Here is a 19,568-nt window from a genome sequence, read left to right on the forward strand (position 1 = left end):
CACCCCGTCAGTACCGCACGCTGACCGTCCCCAGCACGGTGCGCGGCACGCCGTAGAAACTCTGGTCATAGGTCAGCCCGGTCAGATAGCGCGTACCGGTCACGTTGCGGACATTGGCGCTCACCGCCACCCGATCGGTCAGGCGATAGCTGGCGAGCAGATCGAGCAGTGCGTAATCGCCCTGCGTGATCCGGGCGCGGACGCCGGTCGCGGTGGTCGCATCGTAATAGATGCGGCTCTGATATTGCAGCGAGGCACCCAGTTTCAGCCGGTCGAGCGCGGGCGGCGCATAGCTGACGTTGAGGCGGCCGGTGTTGCGCGGCACGAAGGTGCGGACGGGGTCGCCGTCATTGCCGTCGACGCGCATCAGCGTGTAGCCGCCCGTCACCTGCAAGCCGGTGGCGATCCGCCCGCCGACATCGAGTTCGATCCCCTGCGCGCGGGCATCGACCCCGATATAGGTGTTGCGGGATATGATGGTGCCGTCTCCTTGTGTGAACGGCAGGAACGCGTCGAACTGCGCGGTATTGTCCTGCCGCGTCTGGAACAGCGCGGCGGTCGCGTTCAACCGGCCGCCGAACCATTCGCCCTTCAGCCCGATTTCGAAGTTGTTGCCCTTGATCGGTGCCAGCACGCGGTTGGCGGCATCGATCTCGACCTGCGGATTGAAGATGGTGGCGAAGCTGGCATAGGCGCTGATCGTCGGTGACAGGTCGAGCGTCGAGCCGACGAACGGCAGGAAGCGCGTATTGTCGAAGTTCACCGCCGTCCCGTAGGACGTACCCCGGCTGGTCGCATGGGTGACATTGCCGCCGACCATCAGCTTCCAAGGATCGGCCAGATTGAAGCGGACGAGGCCATAGCCGGTTTCGCGCCGGGTATGTCGGTCCAGGCTGAGATCGTAGGTGGTCGGAAAATCCGGGCGGACGGCATTGCCGGCCAGGATCGTGTCCAGCATGACCGGCTGATCGATCGCGCCGTAGCTGGAATATTGGCGATATTGCTGCGCGCTGCGGTTGATGCCGAGCATGACGTCGTGGTCGCGCCCGAACAGCGATACCTGTCCGGTCAGATACGCCTCCAGCGTCAGGTTGCGCGTGGGCGCGCGAAACGCGCCGGGATAGGTGCGCAACCCCGCGCCGGTCGTCCGGTCGGGATTGCCATAGACGTAGAACAATTCGTTGTCCTCGTCGGTCGCGCGGCGGATCGCGCTAACCCGGGCGACCCAGCCATTGCCGAACTTGTGCGTCAGATCGCCGAATATCTGCCGGTCGATCACCCCCCAGCTGGACCAGTCGGGCGCGGTGCTGTTCGATCGGTCAAGCTCGGTGCGGGTGCCGTCGGTATAGAGGAGCGGCACCGCGCCCCACAGCGCGCCGTTGCTCTTGTGATCCTGATGGCCGTACCCGCCACTGATGACCGTATCGGGACCCAGATCGGCCTCGACGATGCCATAGCCGGTCCAGCGGCGCAGATGGTTGCGGTCGAGATAGCTGTCGGTATCGAAATACACGCCCACCGCCCGCGCCCGGATGCTGCCGTTGGCGGTCAGGGGGATGCTGACGTCACCTTCCAGCCGGAGATTGTCGTAGGAGCCATATTGCGCGCTGGCCCGTGCGGTCAGGGTACGGGTCGGGCGCTTGCGGATGAAGTTGATGACCGCCGCAGGATTGCCGGTCGACGACAACAGGCCGGGAGCGCCGCGCACCACCTCGATATGGTCATAGATCGCGGTATCGATCGACCCGGTCTGGATGCCGAACGCGAAGGGGACGCCGATGCCGTCGATCTGGAAGGTCTGGATGTCGAAGCCGCGGGCGGAATAATAGACGCGGTCGGTATCGGAGAGCTGGACGTTGATCCCCGGCACCGTCGTCAGCAGCGCATTGATGTCGTTGAGCTGGAAATCCTCGATCTGCGCACGGGTGACGATGCTGACCGATTGTGGCGTATCGCGCAGACTGAGCGGCAGGCGGGTCGCCGTCGTCTGGCCGTTGATCGTGTAATCGTCGCTGCCCGCAGTCTGCGCACCGGTGACGACGATCTCGTCGGCGGTTTGCGGATCGGCCGAGCGTTGCGGTTCGGCACTGCGGGGCGGCATGGGGGCCGGGGCAGGCGTGGTGGAAACGGCAGCGGCAGTTGCCAGCAGCGCCATGATCGCGGTCATTATTCTGAACTCCCTGAACGGAGGCGCTCCTACCGGTCAGGTTGTCGTTATTGCAAGTCATTATCGAAAAAGATCGGCGCCGGATCATAGCCTTGCCGCGATGCGGGTGCCGATCGGTCGCAAAGCGGCATCCGGGGCGACGATACCGTCGCCCCGGACACAAGGCATCAATCGTTGGTGCCGAGCGCTTCCTTGGCAGCATCGAGAGCGGCCTTGCCGCCACGCTTCGCCTTGGTGGCGACGCCTTCCGCTGCCTGTTCGACCTTGTGGCCGGCCTTGCGGCCGAGACCGATCGACTTGGCCATCGCGCGACGTGCCTCGCTATAGGATTCGGCGACCATCGGATAATCGGGCTTCAGATTGTAGCGCGCCCGATATTCTTCCGGCGTCAGGCCGTTGCTGGTCAGATGGCGGCGCAACGTGCGGTAAGGCTTGCCGTCGATCAGGCTGATGATGTGATCCCGGCCGGCCAGCGACTTGCGCACCGTCACCGCGGGAACATATTCCTGCGTATCCTGCTCGGGGGCTTCCGCGGCAGGCGATCCGCCAAGCTTTTCGACGGCGGCATACATCGACTGCAGGAATGCAGGCACGTCGTCAGCCGACGTCCGGGTGTTGGGATTGCTCAGCCAGGCGATGGTAAGGTCGGTGGCAAGTTCTACGCTGTTGATCTCGGTGGTCATGGATAGTCCGATAGTCAGAAAAAGAAGGTATGGCGCACCGAAGATGTTTCGGTTGCCGCGTAAGTGGTAATATCTCCGTCACTGTCAATGATCGGCGACGAACATCGTGCCGCGATATCGACGTGATCGGTCATAAAAAACGAATAATCGCGAATGCTACAGGCGATCGTCGCCCTGTGGTTCGCACCATTCGGTAGGTGTGGCGCCAAGCAGCGTCGACGAGTTCTGCACCATGGCGCCGCCGGCATACCAGATCCGTTCCGCACTCAGGAACGCGACGACGGGTTCGTCGCCCTCGACGGTGCGGACAAGAACCGGGCGGTTGATCGGCACGGTCGCCTCGTCGATCTTCGTCCAGCCCATCGTCCTGTCCTCATTATTGTGTGCATCAACGGCGGAGCGGCGCGGTGGTTGCTTCGATGTCTGTCCGTGCATCAGGGTTCGACCGGTTCCGGCAGCGCGGGGGTCGATCCCAGCGGCTCCACCCGGCGGAGCAGCAACCCGCCAGCCAGCGCCAGGGCGCCCAGCACCAGGCAGAAGCCGACGACCCCCGGCCAGCCGGCGCGTGTCCACGCCACCCCGCCCACTGATCCCAGCACGCTCGACCCCAGATAATAGAAGAACAGATACCAGGCGGCGGCCTGCCCGCGCGCGGCGCCGCCCCGGCGACCGACCCAGGCGCTGGCGATCGAATGGCTGCCGAAGAACCCGATCGTCACCACTGCGATCCCCGACACCACCAGCCACAATGGCTGCGCGGCGGTGAGCGCGATGCCCGCCATCAGGATGGTCGCGGGTATCCAGAAGACCCGCCGCCGCCCGACCCGCCCGGCCAGCGCCCCGAACCAGCCCGAACTGATCGACCCCAACGCATAGAGCAGGAACACCGCCCCCACCGCGCCCTGTCCCAGCGAATAGGGCGGGGCGAGTAGATGGAACCCGGCATAATTGTAGATGGTGACGAACGCCCCCATCAGCACGAACGCCTCGGCATAGAGCAGCCGCAGCCCTGCATCCCGGAACAGCATCGGCGCCCCGCGCGGCAGGGCGAGCCAGCCGCCCGCGCTGGCGACGAAGCGGCGCGACGGCGGCGCCAGTCGCCGGAACGTCTCCGCCATCGCCAGCCCCGCCAGCCCGACCACGGCCAGCGCCCAGCGCCAGTCCGCGACCGCGGCGACCAGGCTGGCGATCAGCCGCCCGCCCATGCCGCCGAGCGCGCTGCCCGCGATGTAGAGCCCCATCGCCGACCCCACCGAGGCGGCGTCCACCTCCTCCGCGACATAGGCCATCGCCACCGCGGGCACGCCCGCCAGTGCCAGTCCGGCCAGCAGCCGCAGCGCGAGCAGCATATACCATCCCGGTGCGACGGCGGCGGCCAGCGTCAGGATGCCCGCCGCCATCATCGCCGCGACCATCAGCGGCCGTCGCCCCACCCGGTCGGACAGTGCACCCGCCACCAGGATGCCCAGCGCCAGCGGACCGGTGGCGAGCGACACCGCCAGCGACGCGGCCTCCGCGCTGAGCGCGTAATGCGCCGCCAGCAGGGGAAGCAGCGGCTGTACCGCATAGAGCGTGGAAAAGGTCGCGAAGCCGGCGAACAGCATCGCCAGCGTCAACCGTCGATAGGCGACGGACCCCGCCGCCAGCGCGGTGGCGGCGGTTGCATCACCGGAAGACCCGGAAGACATCGTCATGATCGCGGCCCTACCCCCGCGGGGCCGATCCACCAAGCCGGCCCGATGCCGGCCACGCGGCCGACCAGGCCACGCAACCCCGTCGCCCGCCGCTCGTTCGGGCGGCGAGGGAGACGTACGATCGGCCACGCCAGCAACATCGTCCATTGCGACGGACCGGACAGTCCCCACGCATTCGACATCATCCCGCTGCAACCGCGCAACGGCAGCCTCGATGCGAAATGCCCGGTCTGCCGCGGCCATGGCCAATGGAACACCGAGATCGATCTGATCAGTTTCCGCTGCAAGCGCGCGATCTGCGACCATTGCCATGGCGCCGGCTGGATCGAGACGGGCAGCGATCCCGTCGCGCGCGCCGATATCGTGATGACGCCGGACGGCTATCCGCAATGGGTGGTCGCCTTCGACTCCTGAGACGCCGCACTCGATTTCCCGTGACGATGCGGTAGGGTGGTACGACAGGATCGCTAACCCATCGAAGGAACAGTCATGGATCGTCGCAACTTTCTCGCCGGTGCCGCGGCGGTGTCGGCTGCCGGAACGTTGCCGATTCAGGCCGCTGCCGCCCCGGCGGATCGCAACGCGGCGCTGCGCGCGATGCTCGACCGGTTCTTCTACGTGCGGCTCGATTCATCGCCCGAACAGGCGACGCGGCTCGGCCTCGACAGCGGTACGCGTGCCGGGCTGAAGGCGAAGCTGGACGACGTGTCGGCGGCGGGGCAGGCGGAGGACGTGGCGCGGGCCAAGGCGGAACTGGCCGAACTGCGCGCGTTCGGCACGGCGGGCCTGTCGCCCGCCGCCGCGCTCGACCATGAGATCGTGACCTATCAACTGACCCGCGCGGTCGCGGGGGCGCAGCGGTTCACCTATGGCGACAGCCTCGGCCGGTTCGCGCCTTATGTGCTCAGCCAGTTGACCGGCCCGTATCGTGACGTGCCCGATTTCCTCGAATCGCAGGCGCGGGTGCGCGACGCGGGCGAGGCCGACGCCTATCTGGCGCGGCTCGCCGCCTTTCCCAGGACGATCGACGACAGTACCGACCGGCAGCGCCGCGACGCCGCGCGCGGCGTGTTCGCCCCCGACTACATCCTCGATACGACGCTGAAGCAGCTGGGCAGCGCGATGGAGCGCCCCGCCGAGCAGACGGTGATGGTCGCCAGCTTCGCCGCCAAGCTGAAGGCGGCGAACCTGCCCGCCGATCGGGTGGCCCGCGCCACGGCGATCGTCGCGCGCGAGGTGTTCCCGGCGCTGGAGCGCCAGCGCGCCTTCGTGCAGGAACTGCGGGGCAAGGCGGTGCATGACGCCGGCTGCTGGCGCCTGCCCGATGGCGATGCCTATTATGCGGCGGCGGCGGAGGCCGCGACGACGGTGGCGATGGGCGGAGACGAGATCCATCGTCTGGGGCTGGCGCAGGTGGCGGAGATCTCGGCGCGGATCGATACCATCCTGAGGGCGCAGGGCATGAGCCAGGGCAGCGTCGGCCAGCGGCTGGTCGCGCTCAACCAGCGGCCCGACCAGCTCTATCCCAACACCGATCCGGGGCGCGAGGCGCTGCTGGCGCAGCTCAACCGCCAGATCGTCGCGATGCAGGCGCGGCTGCCCGAGGCGTTCGACACGCTGCCCAAGGCGCCGGTCGAGGTGCGGCGGGTGCCGCCGACGATCCAGGCGGGCGCGCCGGGCGGCTATTACCAGAACGCTTCGCTCGACGGGTCCCGGCCGGCGATCTATTACATCAACCTGCGCGACACGTTCGACCGGCCGAAGTTCGGCCTCGCCACGCTGACCCATCACGAGGCGATGCCCGGCCATCACCTGCAGGTCAGTCTGGCGCTGGAAAGCACCGAGATTCCGCTGATCCGCCGTCGCGGGTTCTTCAGCGGCTATTCGGAGGGCTGGGCGCTCTATGCCGAGCAACTGGCGGACGAGATGGGGATGTATCAGGGCGATCCGCTGGGGCAGGTCGGCTATCTGCAATCGCTGCTGTTCCGCGCGACGCGGCTGGTGGTCGACAGCGGGATGCACGCCAAACGGTGGAGCCGCGAGCAGGCGACCGATTACCTGATCGCTACCACCGGCATCGCGCGCGGGCGCAGTCAGGGCGAGATCGACCGCTACACCGTCTGGCCGGGGCAGGCGTGCAGCTACAAGATCGGCCAAACCGTCTGGACGCGGTTGCGCGCCGAGGCGCAGAAGCGGCCGGGCTTCACCCTGAAGCAGTTCCATGGTGTGCTGCTGAAGGGGGCGATGCCGCTCGCCATTCTGGAACGGGTGATCCGGCGCGGCGGATGAACCCCACGCCTGCGTGATTGCGGGAGCGATATCATTGATCTAGGCTGCGATCATATCATCGGGAGGAATGCGTCATGCCTATCACGGTCAACGGATCGTCGGTGCCGCTGCCCGATGATCCCCGCGTGTCGCTGCTGGATATGCTGCGTGACCGGATGGGCCTGACGGGCACCAAGAAGGGCTGCAATCAGGGTGCCTGCGGGGCGTGTACCGTGCTGGTCGATGGCCGGCGGATCGTGTCCTGCCTCGCGCTGGCGGTGCAGTATGACGGGGCCGAGGTGACGACGATCGAGGGACTGGCCGGGGCGGGCGCGCTGCACCCGTTGCAGGCCGCGTTCGTCGAGCATGACGGGTTCCAGTGTGGTTACTGTACCCCTGGCCAGATCTGTTCGGCGATCGGCATGGCGGCGGAGGTGCGGCGGGGGATGCCCAGCCATGTCACCGCCGACCTGTCCGCCGCGACGATCGCGCTCGACCGCGACGAACTGCGCGAACGGATGAGCGGCAACCTGTGCCGCTGCGGCGCGCATAACGGCATCGTCGATGCGATCATGGACGTGTACGCCGGGGCACCGGTGCCGGCCCGCGACGCAGCGCTGGTCGGGGAGGACGCGGCATGACCCCGTTCGATTTCCACCGCGCCGGCGATATCGCGACGGCGCTGCGTTTTTCCGAAGCGCCGAACGGCCGATATCTGGGTGGCGGCACCAATCTGGTCGACCTGATGCGCGAGACGGTGGAGCGGCCCGACCGGCTGATCGACGTGACCGGACTGTCGAGCGCGATCGAGGAAACGGAGGAGGGCGGCCTGCTGATCGGCGCGGCCGCGACCAACGCCGCGCTTGCCGAACATCGCGCGGTGCGCACCCGTTATCCGGTGCTGGCGCGGGCGATCCTGGCGGGGGCGTCGGCGCAAATCCGCAACATGGCGACGACGGGCGGCAACCTGCTTCAGCGGACGCGCTGCACCTATTTCTACGATACGCAAGGATCGGCCTGCAACAAGCGCACGCCGGGCACAGGGTGCGATGCGATCGGCGGGTTCAACCGCATCCACGCGATCCTCGGCGCGTCGCCCGACTGCGTCGCAACGCATCCGTCCGACATGGCGGTGGCGCTGGTCGCGCTGGACGCGGTGGTGCATCTGGCCGCCGCCACCGGGACGCGCAGCGTGAAGCTGGCGGACCTGCACCGTCTGCCGGGGGATCGCCCCGATCTCGATACGGTGCTGGCGCCCGGCGAGCTTATCACCGCGATCGAACTGCCGGCGATGCCGATCGCGGCCCGTTCGACCTATCGCAAGGTGCGGGACCGGGCGAGCTACGCCTTCGCGCTGGTGTCGGTGGCGGCGGCGCTGGAGGTGCGGGACGGCCGCGTCGCCGATGTGCGGCTGGCGCTGGGCGGGGTGGCGCACAAGCCGTGGCGGGCGCTGACGGCGGAGGCGGTGCTGCGCGGCGGCCCCGCGACCATCGACGCGTTCCGGGCGGCGGCGGCGGCCGAACTCGCCGACGCGCGCGCGCTGCGCGACAATGGCTTCAAGATCGAACTGGCGAAGCGGACGATCGCGGCCGTGCTGGCCGAACTGGGGGGAGTGGACGCATGAGCATCCTCGACGACGCGAAACAGGCGGTACAGGGCGCCGTGCAGGGCGTGATGCAGAAGGCGATCCAGCTCGCTCCCGACAGCTTCATGCCGGGCGGGCGCTCCGATCCGCTGATCCGCGCGCAGCATGGCCATATCGGCAAGCCGATCTCCCGCCTCGACGGCCCGGTCAAGGTCCGGGGCGAGGCGACCTATGCGGCGGAGTTTCCGCTCGACGGGATGCTCTATGCCGCTTTGGTGTTCAGCACGATCGCCAAGGGGCGGATCGCGACGCTGGATACGGCGACGGCGGAGGCTGCGCCCGGCGTCGCGTTGGTGATGACGTATCGCAATGCGCCGCGCATGGCGCCGATGCCATTGTTCATGACGTCCGAAAAGGCGTGCGGCGGCAACGACCTGCCGATCATGCAGGACGACCGCATCTACTGGAATGGCGAGCCGCTCGCGCTGGTGCTGGCGGACAGCCAGGAACAGGCGGATCACGCCGCCTCGCTGATCCACATCGCCTATGATGTCGATCCGTCGGTGACCGCGATGGCGGCGGCCAAGGCGAAGGGCACGGAACCGGGCACCTTCATGGGCCAGCCGCTGAAATTCGCGAGCGGCGATGCGGGCAAGGCGCTGGCGGCGGCGGTGCATCAGGTCGACCGGACCTATACGACGCCGCGGCACAGCCACAACGCGATCGAACTGCACGCGGTGACGGTGACGTGGACGGGCGATACGCTGCGTGTCCACGATGCGTCGCAGATGGTGGCGCATATGGCGTGGTCGCTGGGGCATGTGTTCGGGATCGACGAGGACAAGGTACACGTCACCTCGCCGTTCGTCGGCGGCGGGTTCGGCGGCAAGGGGTTGTGGCAGCATCAGGTGCTGGCCGCCGCCGCGTCGAAACTGGCGGGCCGCCCGGTGCGGCTGATGCTGACGCGCGAGGGCGTGTACCGGATCGTCGGCGGGCGCACCGTGACCGAACAGCGGGTGGCGATCGGTGCGGCGGCGGACGGCCGGTTCGAAGCGCTGATCCATACCGGCACCGTGGCGATGAGCCATCACAACGTGCTGCCCGAACCCTTCATCCTGCCGACCCGCAGCGCCTATGCCGCGGGCACGATGGCACTGGATGTCGAGGTCGCGTATCTCGACATGGTCGCCAACACCTTCATGCGCGCGCCGGGCGAGGCGGTCGGTACCTTCGCGCTGGAAAGCGCGATCGACGAACTGGCGGTCGACATGGGCATCGATCCGATCGAGCTGCGCCTGCGCAACGAGCCCGACAAGGACCCGACCACCGGCGCCCCCTTTTCCTCGCGCGAGGTGGAGAAGGCGTACCGCGATGGCGCGGTACGGTTCGGCTGGGACGCGCGCGGCGCGCCCGGCAGCCGGTGCGAGGGCGAATGGCTGATCGGCACCGGCGTCGCCACCGCGACCTATCCCTATTACCGGATGCCCGGCGGCGCGGCGCGGATCACGCTGGCCCGGGATGGTCACGCCACGATCGACATCGCCGCGCACGACATGGGCATGGGCACCGCCACCGCGCAGACCCAAGTCGCCGCCGACCGGCTGGGCCTCGCGATGGAGCAGGTGACGTTCCGTTACGGCGACAGCACGCTGCCCGGCACGGTGATGGCAGGCGGATCGCAGCAGACCGCGGCGATCGGCGCCTCGGTGATGGCGGCGTACCGCGCGCTGGTGACCGAGTTGCTGAAGCTGGCGGGCAATGACTCGCCGCTGGCAGGTCTCGATGCGGACGCGGTCGTCGGGGTGGACGGTGGCCTCGCCCGGATCGATGATCCGGCCGCACGCGAAAGCTATGCCTCGATCCTGTCGCGCGCGCAGCGCGACGAGGTGGTGGTGGAGGCGACTCCGCCCGCGCCGCTGGAGACGATGCATTGGTCGATGCATTCGCATGGTGCGATGTTCTGCGAGGTGCGGGTGAACGCCGTGACGGGCGAGGTGCGGGTCAGCCGTTTCCTCGGCTCGTTCGACTGCGGCCGTATCCTCAACCCCAAGACGGCGGCCAGCCAGTTCCGCGGCGGCATCATCATGGGCCTCGGCCTCGCGCTGATGGAGGAGACGCAGTTCGACGAGCGCAGCGGCCGGATCATGAATCCCAGTCTCGCCGAATATCATGTGCCGGTACATATGGACGTGCCCGACATCGAGGTGATGTGGACCGACATTCCCGATCCGCACACGCCGATGGGCGCGCGCGGCGTCGGCGAGATCGGCATCACCGGTGTCGGCGCGGCGGTCGCCAACGCGGTGTTCAACGCGACCGGCAAGCGTATCCGCGACCTGCCCATCACGCTCGACAAATTGCTGGCATAGCACGGGGTCGCATGGGGCGGCTTCCGCTCTGTCGCCTCTGGCGCGATGCTGCTATCCAGCGGCGATGTTAAGAAGTCGGATCAGGCGGCAGACGGCCGTGGCGGAGCAGGCGGTCACGCGGCTGGGTGAAATACAGGCGTCGATCGTGGCGCTGGGTGACGAGGACCTGCTCGACTTCGCCGATATATTCCGGGGCGCGACGCCGACGCCGCTATGGGAGATGGCGTCGGCCGAGATGCGCAAGCGCGATCTCCGCCTGTAACGCTCAAGGTCGCCCGGACGATGAAACAGCTTCCCTCCCACTATCGCCGGCTCGACGGGGCGCTCGCCGACCTGCCGGTCGAGGAGCCGATGCTGCTCACCGAGCTGGACGGTTTTCTGACCGGCGTCATCCTGTGTCCCGATCCGGTGCTGCCGACGGAATGGATGCAGAATGTCTGGGGTATCGACGATGGCGGCGTCGCGCCGTTCGACGATCCGATCGACGTGCAATGGTTCGCCGATGCGGTGATGGCGCGGCACGACGCGATCGTCCGCGACCTGGATCGCGGCAAGCTGCAGCCGATCTTCGACATCGACGAGCGTAACGGCGATGTGCTGTGGGAGCTGTGGATCGACGGCTTCGCCGAGGCGATGGCGCTGCGCCCCGACGCCTGGATCGCGCCGACCGACGACGCGTCGGTGGTGGAGGCGAGGGCGCGGCTGTCGCTGCTGATCGACGTGGCGCGTCAGGAAAGCACGCTCGACAGCATGGAGCTCAACGCGCTGGAGGTGGAGGCGCCCGGCCTGTTGATCGACGCGGTGCTACGCCTTGACGCCTCACGCCCGCGTAACGGTATTGCGGCCATACCGATCCCGTCACCGGCCAAGGTCGGGCGCAACGATCCCTGTCCCTGCGGATCGGGCAGGAAGGCCAAACGCTGCTGCCCCTGACAGGTTCGTCCTCCCCGCCTTATTGATAATGGCCCGTCCGGTCGAACCCGGTGGTCGTCTTCGCCATCTTCACGAGCTTGCGGACATAGGTGCGGACATGGCGGTCGAACCGGGCGTCGTCATACACGCCGCGCCAGATATATTCGTCGCGGTCGAGCAGCGCGCGCAGTGCCGCCACGAACGTCGCCTGATCGTCGAGCGACGCCTTGCCGCGCAACAGGGTGCAGACCATCTCCTCCGCCGTCGCCTGATCGCAATCGTCCTGCCGGGCGCGGCCGCCGCGTTCGGCGACGACCTGATCCGCCCGGGATGCGGCGATGCGGCCATCGAGCCACGCCCGCACGCCGTCCGCATTCCATGCCGTCGAAGCCTTGTCGGTCGTCAACGTCTTGTCGGTCATCCGGTCATCGTCCTTCGCCCTGTTGGCGCCATCCGCCGGTCGAACCGAAACGGTAGCCGATTTCGCTAGGCTGGCGGCGGTCATCACCGTTAGATTGATATCCCCTATCACATGGTCAGGATATCATGGGGATAACGATGTTCACGCCGGCGCCGCTGCCGCTCAACGAGCGCCAGCGGAGCGACGCCGCCAGGGCATCGGGGCTGATGAACCGCATCGCCGATCCCGACCTGACACAGATCACCAACCATGTCCGTCATGTCATGGATGCCCGGTGGTGCGGTATCACGCTGATCCTCCACGAGACGATGTACGTCATCGCATCATCGGGCGGCCTGCTCGGCATGTATCGGCGATCGACCTCGCTGTGCAGCTATGTCGTCGGCGATCCCGATCATGTGTTCGTGGTGCTCGATGCCCCCAACGACGAACGGTTCGCGGGCAATCCCTGGGTCGATAACGGGCAGGTGAATTTCTTCGCCGGCGCGGCGATACGGGATCGCGCCGGCTATGCGATCGGCGTGCTGTGCGTCAGCGACAACATTCCCCGTGCCGTCTTCACCGACGAGGAGGCGATGCTGCTGCGCGATTTCGCGCACGACATCGGCACCACCCAGATCCGGCCGGGATCGATCTAGAAGAAGCGGTCGACCACGCTACGCGCCAGCCGGGCCGGGCGCAGCGTTTCGGCGTCGAGGCAGCACCAGCTCGATTTCACCTCGGCCAGTACCTCTTCGCCGCGCCGGATGATCGTTTCGTAGAAGGCGCGGGCGCCCTGCACCTTTTCGAGGATGACGGTCGCGATCACCTCGTCATCGAGAAAGGCGGGCTTGCGATAGGTGATCTCGTGACGGATCGCGACCCACAGATGCGCGGCGACGGCATCGGCGGGGGCCAGCTTCTGCCAATGGCTGACGACCGCCTCCTGCACCCATTTCAGGTAGCTGGCATTGTTGACATGCCCCATGAAATCGATGTCCGCCGGATCGACCGCGATGGCATAGGCATGGGGGATCGTCGTCATGGTCGCATCATAGCATGGCGGCACCGCCGGCGCTAACGCCATCGCCTGCCTGCCAGAGGCCCGCCCGTACCATGCAATCGACTGGTAGATATGGTATTTCCGCGGGGTGGACGGGAACGCGCCACCCCGGCTAGACCCCCTTGGTCAGCCGGGAGTGACACCATCTCGATCAATCTTGCCTCCATCCTGCGGGGTGCCGGGACAGCAGGGGCGTGCCTCGCCATATCCGCCTGCAACCGCCACCAGTCGACGCTCGCGCCGTTCGGGGTGGAAGCGCGGGACACGCGCACGCTGATGATCGTGCTGCTCGTCGCCGCGGTGGTGATCGCGGGGGGGCTGACCGCGCTGATCCGGTTCGCGATCCGCACGCCGGGCGGGCGGCTGACGCACCGGCAGGGGATGCGGCTGGTGCTGTGGCTGGGCGCGGTGGTGCCGACGATCCTGTTGTTCACGCTGCTGGTGTCGGAACTGCCGGCGATGCGGCCGTTGCCGGTCGCCCCTGCCGACCTGCGCGTGAAGGTGGAGGGCGAGCAATTCTGGTGGCGCGTCACCTATGCCCCGCCGGGACAGGCACCGGTGGTCGCCGCCAACGAGATCCGAATCCCCGTCGGCCGTACCGTGCAGTTCGATCTGGACGGCGGCGACGTGATCCACAGCTTCTGGATTCCCGGCCTCGCCGGCAAGATGGACATGATCCCCGGTCGCACCAACACGCTGGTCGCGCGTGCGACGAAGCCGGGGCGGTATCGCGGCGTCTGCACCGAATTCTGCGGGCTTTCCCACGCCCTGATGGCGTTCGACGTGGTGGCGATGCCCGCCGCCGCCTTCGACGCATGGCTGACGGCGGAGCGGCGGCCGGCACTGGCGACTGCGACCGCGCATCCCGGCGCGGCGCTGTTCGCGCAATATGGCTGCGGCGGGTGCCACGCGATCCGCGGCACCGCCCAGGCCGGCGCGATCGGCCCCGACCTGACCCGGTTCGGCGCGCGCGCCACGCTGGCCGCCGGCGTCCTGCCGATGACCACCGCCAATATCGCGGGCTTCGTCCGCCACCCCGAACGTACCAAGCCGGGGGTGCGGATGCCCGCCTTCCCCCAGATGACGGACGCCGAGGCGATCCGCATCGCGCGCTATCTCGAAGGTCTGAAATGAGCGCGCCCGCCGATACCCCCAACGACACGCTGTATGCGGAGGACCGGACCGACCAGAGCGATCCCGCTGTCCGCGCCGCGCAGGAGGAACGGCTGCGCGCGGTATGGAAGCCGCCATCGGGCCTGTTCCTGCGCTGGACCGACGTGAACAACAACCGGGTCGGCGTGTGGTACACGCTGACCGCGTTCGCCTTCATGCTGTTCGCCGGGGTGCTGGCGCTCGTCATGCGCACGCAGCTGGCGGTGCCGGAGAACGACCTCGTCTCCGCGAACACCTTCAACCAGCTGTTCACGCTGCACGGCTCGATGATGATGTTCCTGTTCGCGGTGCCGATGTTCGAGGCGGTGTCGATCATCCTGCTGCCGCAGTTGCTGGGCGCGCGCGACCTGCCGTTCCCGCGCCTGTCGGCGTTCGGCTACTGGAGCTTCCTGCTGGGCGGCGTGTTCGTCGGCGGATCGATCTTCTTCAACGCCGCGCCCGATGGCGGCTGGTTCATGTATCCGCCGCTGACGACGCGTACCGACCTGTCCGGTCTCGGCGCGGACATCTGGATGCTGGGGCTGTCGTTCATCGAGGTGTCGTCGGTGGCAGCGGCGGTCGAACTGATCGTCGGCGTGCTGAAATGCCGGCCGCCGGGGATGCGACTGAACCTGATGCCGCTGTACGCCTGGTACATTCTGGTCGTGGCGGTGATGATCCTGTTCGCGTTCCCGCCGCTGATCGCGGGCGATGTGCTGTTCGAGATGGAGCGCCTGCTCGGCTGGCCGTTCTTCGATGCCAGCAAGGGCGGCGATCCGCTGTTGTGGCAGCACCTGTTCTGGATCTTCGGCCATCCCGAGGTCTATATCGTCTTCCTGCCCTCGATCGCGCTGTTCGCGATGATGATCCCCACCTTCGCGCAGCGTCACCTGCTGGGCTATCCGTGGATAGTGCTGGCGGCGGTGGGCACCGCGTTCCTCAGCTTCGGTCTGTGGGTCCACCACATGTTCGCGACCGGGCTACCCAAGATCAGCCTCGCCTTCTTCTCCGCCGCGTCCGAAGCGGTGGCGATCCCGACCGGCGTGCAGATCTTCGCGTTCATCGCCACCCTGTGGGCGGGCAAGGTGAAATGGTCGACGCCGCTGCTCTACGCGGTCGGCAGCCTCGCGATCTTCACGATCGGCGGGCTGACCGGCGTGATGGTCGCGGTCGCGCCGTTCGACTGGCAGGCGCACGATACCTATTTCGTCGTCGCGCATCTTCACTACGTGCTGATCGGCGGCACGTTGCTGCCGTTGTTCGGCGGTCTTTATTATTACTGGCCGCTGGTCACGGGCAAGCGATTGAGCGACCGGATCGGGCGCACCGCCTTCTGGGTGATGTTCGTCGGCGCCAATCTCGCCTTCATGCCGATGCACCTGTCGGGGCTGGAGGGGATGCCGCGCCGCGTGTTCACCTATCCGGCCGCCCTCGGCATCGGCGGGCTCAACATGGCCTCGACGCTGGGCGCGTTCCTGTTCGCGTCGGGCGTGCTGATGGTGTGCATCGATCTCGCGCTGTCGCCGACCCGTGCGAAGGCCCCGCGCAATCCATGGGCGGCGGGGACGCTGGAATGGCTGGCCAGGCCCGATGACGAGAATTGGGGTATCCGCTCGGTCCCGCTGATCGAGACGCGCTATCCGATCTGGGACCAGCCCGATTTCGTGCGCAAGGTGGACGAGGGCCGCTTCTTCCTGCCCGATGCGCCGGAAATGCGACGCGAGACGATCATCACCTCCGTCATCGATGCGCGGCCGATCCAGGTCGCGCGGCTGGGCACGCCCAGCGTGGTGCCGATGCTGACCGCGATATCGCTGGGCAGCGTGTTCATCCTGACCACCTATCACCTGTACTGGGCGGCGCTGGTCGGCGGCGTCGTGACGCTGGCGTGCGTGCTGTACTGGCTGTGGACCGGCACCGCCGAAATCCCCGAGAAACCGGCCAAGTCGATCGGCCACGGCATCACCGTGCTACTGTACCTGTCGGGACCATCGGCCAGCGGCTGGTGGGCGATGTTCATTACGATGATGGCCGATGCCACCGCCTTTTCGGGCCTCGTCTTCGGCTATTATTTCTTCTGGACGGTCCATGCCGATTTCCCGCCGCCGGATGCGATGGGGCCGGGCGTGTTCTGGCCGATGACGGCATTGGCGCTGACTGCCGCCGGCTGGGGTGCGACGGTGGCGGCGCGCGACATCCATGCGAGCGGGCGGGTCGGGCCGGCACGGGTGCTGCTGGCGGTCGCGCTGGTTGCGACGCTGGGCAGCGCGGTGGCCGGGCTGGCGGGGCCGTGGACGACGGGGCTGGATCCCAAATCCCATGTCTACCCCGCGATCGTGTGGACGCTGGCGATCTGGACCGCGGTCCATGCCGGCATCGGCGGCATCGCGCAGGCCTATACGCTGGCGCGCAGCCTGGCGGGCAAGATGACGCCCGCCTATGACGCGGACCTGCGCAACATCACCGTCTATCTCCATTTCCTGCTGTTCACCGGCATCGTCGCCTATGCGACGATCGGGCTGTTTCCGGGGGCGGCATCATGAAGCGGCTGGCTGACCGGGTACGCAAGCTCAGCGTCTCGCTGTGGACGCTGATCGTGCCGCCGACCGTTTGGGCGGCGCATTTCCTGTTTTCGTACCTTTGGGCGGCGCTGCGCTGCGCCAAGGTGGGGCGGTTCGCCGAATTCCCGACGCTCTACGCGGTGGCCACGGTGGCGGCGCTGATCGTCATCCTCGCGGCGGGCGCGGTGGCATGGGTGCAGCAGCGTACCCCCGGCGACGATCCGCCGCACGAACAGGGCACCGATGTCGACCGGCTGCGCTTCCTCGCCAAATCGACGCTGTTGCTGGCGGGGCTCAGCTTCGTCGCGGTCGTCTTCACCGCCGCGCCGGTCGTGTTCCTGACGGATTGCCGATGAGGCGGGGCGCGACGATCGCGGGCATCGCACTGCTGCTCGTCGGCTGGGCGATGGCGGCGGCGGGGGGCATGACCGGGCATATGGCCGGGCACATGATCGCGGTCGCGGTCGCCGCGCCGCTGATCGCCTGGGGGATCGGCGGCGGCCGGTTCGATCCCGCGCGGGCGTTCCCCCGCCACGTCACGCCGATGGCGATGATGGTGGTGGAGCTGGCGGTGGTGTGGGGCTGGCACCTGCCGGTGTTGCGGGCGCTGGCCGATACCTCAGTCGCGATGCTGGTGGTGGAACAGGCGATGTTCGTCGCCTCCGGGCTGTTGCTGTGGGCGGCGGTGCTGGGGACGGGGCCGGAACGGCGTGCGGGCGGGGTCGGCGCGCTGCTGCTCACCTCGATGCACATGACGTTGCTGGGGGCGCTGGTCGGGCTGGCGCCGCGACCGCTCTATGCGCATCATCACGGGATCGAGGATCAGCAGATCGGCGGCGTCGTGATGCTGATGGTCGGCGCGGCCAGTTATTTCGCAGGCGGGCTGGCGATGCTCGGCACGCTGCTGCGCAGCGGGGAAGGGCACGCATGACGATCCGGATCACGTGGGCGCGCGCGGTGGCGACTCTGGTCGCGCTGGCGGCGGCGGGATTGCTGTTCGCCTGGTCGGGGGTGTTCAACATCGCCGCCTCGTCAGGGCACTGGCCGATCACCGACTGGTTCCTGCATTGGACGATGCGCAATTCGGTGCGGACCCATGCCGCTTTCTCCGCCCCGTCGAACCCCCGCGCGGATCAGGAACTGGTCAGCGCGGCGGGGCATTTCGCCGCGTCCTGCGCCGCCTGTCATGGCGCGCCGGGCCGTCGCCCCTCACCGGTGATGCACGCCGCCACGCCACCCGCGCCCGACCTGTCGGTGAATGCGAAAGAATGGACCGACAAGCAGCTGTTCTGGATCTTGGAACACGGCGTCAAATATACCGGGATGCCGGCCTGGGGGGCGAAGGACCGGCCCGACGAAATCCGTCGCATGGTGGCCTTCGTCCGTCGCCTGCCGACGATGTCGCCGGCGGAATATCGCGCGCTGAGCGGGGCCGCGCGGGGTGCCGGCACCACGGGTGCGGCGGCGCTGGGAGACGGGGTGTTGGCCGGTTGCGTCGCCTGCCACGGCGCGGACGGACGTGGGCGGGGCCAGCCGGATATCCCGGTGCTGGGCGGCCAGCGTCCCGCATATCTGCTCACCGCACTGAACGCCTATGCCAGCGGCGCGCGGGCCAGTGCGGTGATGGGCAACGCCGCCGCCGACCTGACCGACGACCAGAAGCGCGCGCTCGCTGAGCATTTCGCAGCGCTGCCCGGGATCGGCACCGTCGCGCCCCGGGGTGCGGCCGGTGCCCGGCGGATCGTCGAGCAGGGCCTGCCCGCGGTGCAGCTACCCGCCTGTGCCAGCTGCCATGCCAGCGGCAAGCCCTATCCCGTGCTGGCCGGGCAACGCGCCCCCTATCTGGCGCAGCGACTGCGCCAGTGGCGCGGCGAGAAGGAGGTGGTCGATGCCCGCAAGAGCCATGCGACCATGCCCGTCATCGCGCGGCGCATCCCGGAGGAGATGATCGAGCCGCTCGCCGCCTATCTCGCCGGCACCGGTCGCTGACGGGCGGCTTCCGTTCGGGCGGTGGCGTGCCTATCTCTCCACGATGAACGGAACATCCCCATGAGCGTCGCCTTCCGCCGCGAAAGCGACGAGGAACATCGCGAGCCGCGGTTCGAACTGCCGATCCCGGCGGGCGCCAACCTCGTCACCGCCGCCGGCCCTGCGCTGATCGCGGCACGGGTGAGCGAACTGGAGGCGGCGGTCGCCGCTGCGACCGGCGAGGATCGCGAACGGCTGCTGCGCGAGTTGCGCTACTGGCACACCCGTGCCGCCACCGCCGAGGTCGTCGCCCCACCCGCCGACGACGAGGCAGGGATCGGCAGCCGGGTGACGTTCCGCCTGAATGGCGCGACGCGCACCATCACCATCGTCGGCCATGACGAGGCGGATGCGGAGGCGCGCATCGCCTTCGCCGCGCCGCTGGCCCGTGCGCTGATGGGCACCGGCCCCGGCGACCTCGCCGATTTCCAGGGACATAGCGAGGCGATCGAGGTGATCGCCGTGGAGAATCATTGATGGCCGAAAAGTTCGAACGCCACCGCCAGCCATGGAAGGTCGACGAGGTGCAGAAGCTGCATCAGTTCGCCAAGAAGGACATGTCGTTGAAGGCGATCGCCAAGGCACTGACCCGCAGCGAGGAATCGGTAAAGGACCGTGCCAAGGCGGACGGGCTGACCATCGCCAAGCTTCGATAGGGCGTGGTGGGCATCGATCGTTCGTTTTGT

21 protein-coding genes are annotated in these 19,568 nt (G+C 67.9%); 15 read left to right on the plus strand and 6 right to left on the minus strand.

The features are described 5' to 3' along the window. Window positions 1-7: 7 nt before the first annotated feature. From ABD719_RS01295 to ABD719_RS01310, 4 genes are all read right to left on the minus strand, one after another. The gene (locus ABD719_RS01295; protein WP_344691516.1) at window positions 8-2,167 is read right to left on the minus strand and encodes a TonB-dependent siderophore receptor; all 2,160 of its coding nucleotides are present in this window, start codon (window positions 2,165-2,167) and stop codon (window positions 8-10) included. Window positions 2,168-2,334: 167 nt separating this feature from the next. Beyond that, window positions 2,335-2,850 carry a Ros/MucR family transcriptional regulator gene (locus ABD719_RS01300; protein ID WP_192125568.1) on the minus strand — a complete coding sequence of 172 codons (516 nt, stop codon included), beginning with the start codon at window positions 2,848-2,850 and terminating at the stop codon, window positions 2,335-2,337. A gap of 156 nt (window positions 2,851-3,006) precedes the next feature. Further along, window positions 3,007-3,213: a hypothetical protein gene (locus ABD719_RS01305; RefSeq protein WP_344691519.1), complete on the minus strand. Its 207-nt coding sequence runs from the start codon at window positions 3,211-3,213 to the stop codon at window positions 3,007-3,009. Window positions 3,214-3,284: 71 nt separating this feature from the next. Beyond that, entirely contained in the window at window positions 3,285-4,544 is a 1,260-nt protein-coding gene (locus ABD719_RS01310) for an MFS transporter (RefSeq protein ID WP_344691521.1), read from the minus strand. 45 nt (window positions 4,545-4,589) lie between these two features. On the opposite strand from ABD719_RS01310, the gene ABD719_RS01315 reads away from it, so the two are divergent. The 7 genes from ABD719_RS01315 to ABD719_RS01345 all read left to right on the plus strand — a co-directional run bounded on the left by ABD719_RS01315 (window position 4,590) and on the right by ABD719_RS01345 (window position 11,699). Further along, window positions 4,590-4,958 carry a hypothetical protein gene (locus ABD719_RS01315; protein ID WP_344691523.1) on the plus strand — a complete coding sequence of 123 codons (369 nt, stop codon included), beginning with the start codon at window positions 4,590-4,592 and terminating at the stop codon, window positions 4,956-4,958. A 75-nt stretch (window positions 4,959-5,033) separates the two neighbouring features. Continuing rightward, window positions 5,034-6,833 (plus strand): DUF885 domain-containing protein, encoded by a 1,800-nt coding sequence (locus ABD719_RS01320; RefSeq protein WP_344691525.1) that lies wholly within the window; start codon window positions 5,034-5,036, stop codon window positions 6,831-6,833. A gap of 74 nt (window positions 6,834-6,907) precedes the next feature. Further along, window positions 6,908-7,453 (plus strand): 2Fe-2S iron-sulfur cluster-binding protein, encoded by a 546-nt coding sequence (locus ABD719_RS01325; protein ID WP_344691527.1) that lies wholly within the window; start codon window positions 6,908-6,910, stop codon window positions 7,451-7,453. Beyond that, the gene (locus ABD719_RS01330; protein ID WP_344691528.1) at window positions 7,450-8,436 is read left to right on the plus strand and encodes an FAD binding domain-containing protein; all 987 of its coding nucleotides are present in this window, start codon (window positions 7,450-7,452) and stop codon (window positions 8,434-8,436) included. Before ABD719_RS01325 ends, ABD719_RS01330 begins: the two co-directional genes overlap by 4 nt. Continuing rightward, window positions 8,433-10,766: a xanthine dehydrogenase family protein molybdopterin-binding subunit gene (locus ABD719_RS01335; RefSeq protein WP_344691530.1), complete on the plus strand. Its 2,334-nt coding sequence runs from the start codon at window positions 8,433-8,435 to the stop codon at window positions 10,764-10,766. The genes ABD719_RS01330 and ABD719_RS01335 overlap by 4 nt, the downstream gene beginning before the upstream one ends. A 97-nt stretch (window positions 10,767-10,863) precedes the next feature. Continuing rightward, the gene (locus tag ABD719_RS01340) at window positions 10,864-11,028 is read left to right on the plus strand and encodes a hypothetical protein (RefSeq protein ID WP_344691532.1); all 165 of its coding nucleotides are present in this window, start codon (window positions 10,864-10,866) and stop codon (window positions 11,026-11,028) included. Window positions 11,029-11,048: 20 nt separating this feature from the next. Continuing rightward, entirely contained in the window at window positions 11,049-11,699 is a 651-nt protein-coding gene (locus ABD719_RS01345; RefSeq protein ID WP_344691534.1) for a UPF0149 family protein, read from the plus strand. A 19-nt stretch (window positions 11,700-11,718) separates the two neighbouring features. On the opposite strand, the gene ABD719_RS01350 is transcribed toward ABD719_RS01345, so the two are convergent. Beyond that, entirely contained in the window at window positions 11,719-12,099 is a 381-nt protein-coding gene (locus ABD719_RS01350) for a hypothetical protein (protein WP_344691536.1), read from the minus strand. A 137-nt stretch (window positions 12,100-12,236) separates the two neighbouring features. On the opposite strand from ABD719_RS01350, the gene ABD719_RS01355 reads away from it, so the two are divergent. Next, on the plus strand, window positions 12,237-12,737 hold the full coding sequence (locus ABD719_RS01355; protein ID WP_344691538.1) for a GAF domain-containing protein: 501 nt from the start codon (window positions 12,237-12,239) through the stop codon (window positions 12,735-12,737). Here the strand turns inward: ABD719_RS01355 and ABD719_RS01360 are convergent. Continuing rightward, the gene (locus tag ABD719_RS01360; protein ID WP_192125578.1) at window positions 12,734-13,123 is read right to left on the minus strand and encodes an acyl-CoA thioesterase; all 390 of its coding nucleotides are present in this window, start codon (window positions 13,121-13,123) and stop codon (window positions 12,734-12,736) included. The two genes, ABD719_RS01355 and ABD719_RS01360, sit on opposite strands and share 4 nt — an antisense overlap. A gap of 90 nt (window positions 13,124-13,213) precedes the next feature. On the opposite strand from ABD719_RS01360, the gene coxB reads away from it, so the two are divergent. The 7 genes from coxB to ABD719_RS01395 are packed head-to-tail and all read left to right on the plus strand — an operon-like array spanning window position 13,214 to window position 19,538. Then, window positions 13,214-14,275, plus strand: a complete 1,062-nt coding sequence (coxB, locus tag ABD719_RS01365) for a cytochrome c oxidase subunit II (protein WP_344691541.1) — start codon at window positions 13,214-13,216, stop codon at window positions 14,273-14,275. Next, window positions 14,272-16,836: a cytochrome c oxidase subunit I gene (gene ctaD, locus ABD719_RS01370; RefSeq protein ID WP_344691543.1), complete on the plus strand. Its 2,565-nt coding sequence runs from the start codon at window positions 14,272-14,274 to the stop codon at window positions 16,834-16,836. Before coxB ends, ctaD begins: the two co-directional genes overlap by 4 nt. Then, the gene (locus ABD719_RS01375) at window positions 16,833-17,210 is read left to right on the plus strand and encodes a hypothetical protein (protein WP_344691545.1); all 378 of its coding nucleotides are present in this window, start codon (window positions 16,833-16,835) and stop codon (window positions 17,208-17,210) included. Before ctaD ends, ABD719_RS01375 begins: the two co-directional genes overlap by 4 nt. After that, complete coding sequence (locus ABD719_RS01380) at window positions 17,207-17,785, plus strand: cytochrome c oxidase assembly protein (RefSeq protein ID WP_344691547.1); 579 nt, start codon at window positions 17,207-17,209, stop codon at window positions 17,783-17,785. The genes ABD719_RS01375 and ABD719_RS01380 overlap by 4 nt, the downstream gene beginning before the upstream one ends. Beyond that, window positions 17,782-18,843, plus strand: a complete 1,062-nt coding sequence (locus ABD719_RS01385) for a c-type cytochrome (RefSeq protein ID WP_344691549.1) — start codon at window positions 17,782-17,784, stop codon at window positions 18,841-18,843. The genes ABD719_RS01380 and ABD719_RS01385 overlap by 4 nt, the downstream gene beginning before the upstream one ends. 60 nt (window positions 18,844-18,903) lie before the next feature. Next, window positions 18,904-19,359 (plus strand): GreA/GreB family elongation factor, encoded by a 456-nt coding sequence (locus tag ABD719_RS01390; protein WP_344691551.1) that lies wholly within the window; start codon window positions 18,904-18,906, stop codon window positions 19,357-19,359. Then, a complete protein-coding gene (locus tag ABD719_RS01395; RefSeq protein ID WP_344691553.1) occupies window positions 19,359-19,538 on the plus strand; it encodes a hypothetical protein in 180 nt (59 codons plus the stop codon). The genes ABD719_RS01390 and ABD719_RS01395 overlap by 1 nt, the downstream gene beginning before the upstream one ends. The last annotated feature ends 30 nt before the right edge of the window (window positions 19,539-19,568 follow it).

It is taken from the genome of Sphingomonas cynarae (assembly GCF_039537815.1).
Lineage (GTDB): Bacteria > Pseudomonadota > Alphaproteobacteria > Sphingomonadales > Sphingomonadaceae > Sphingomonas > Sphingomonas cynarae.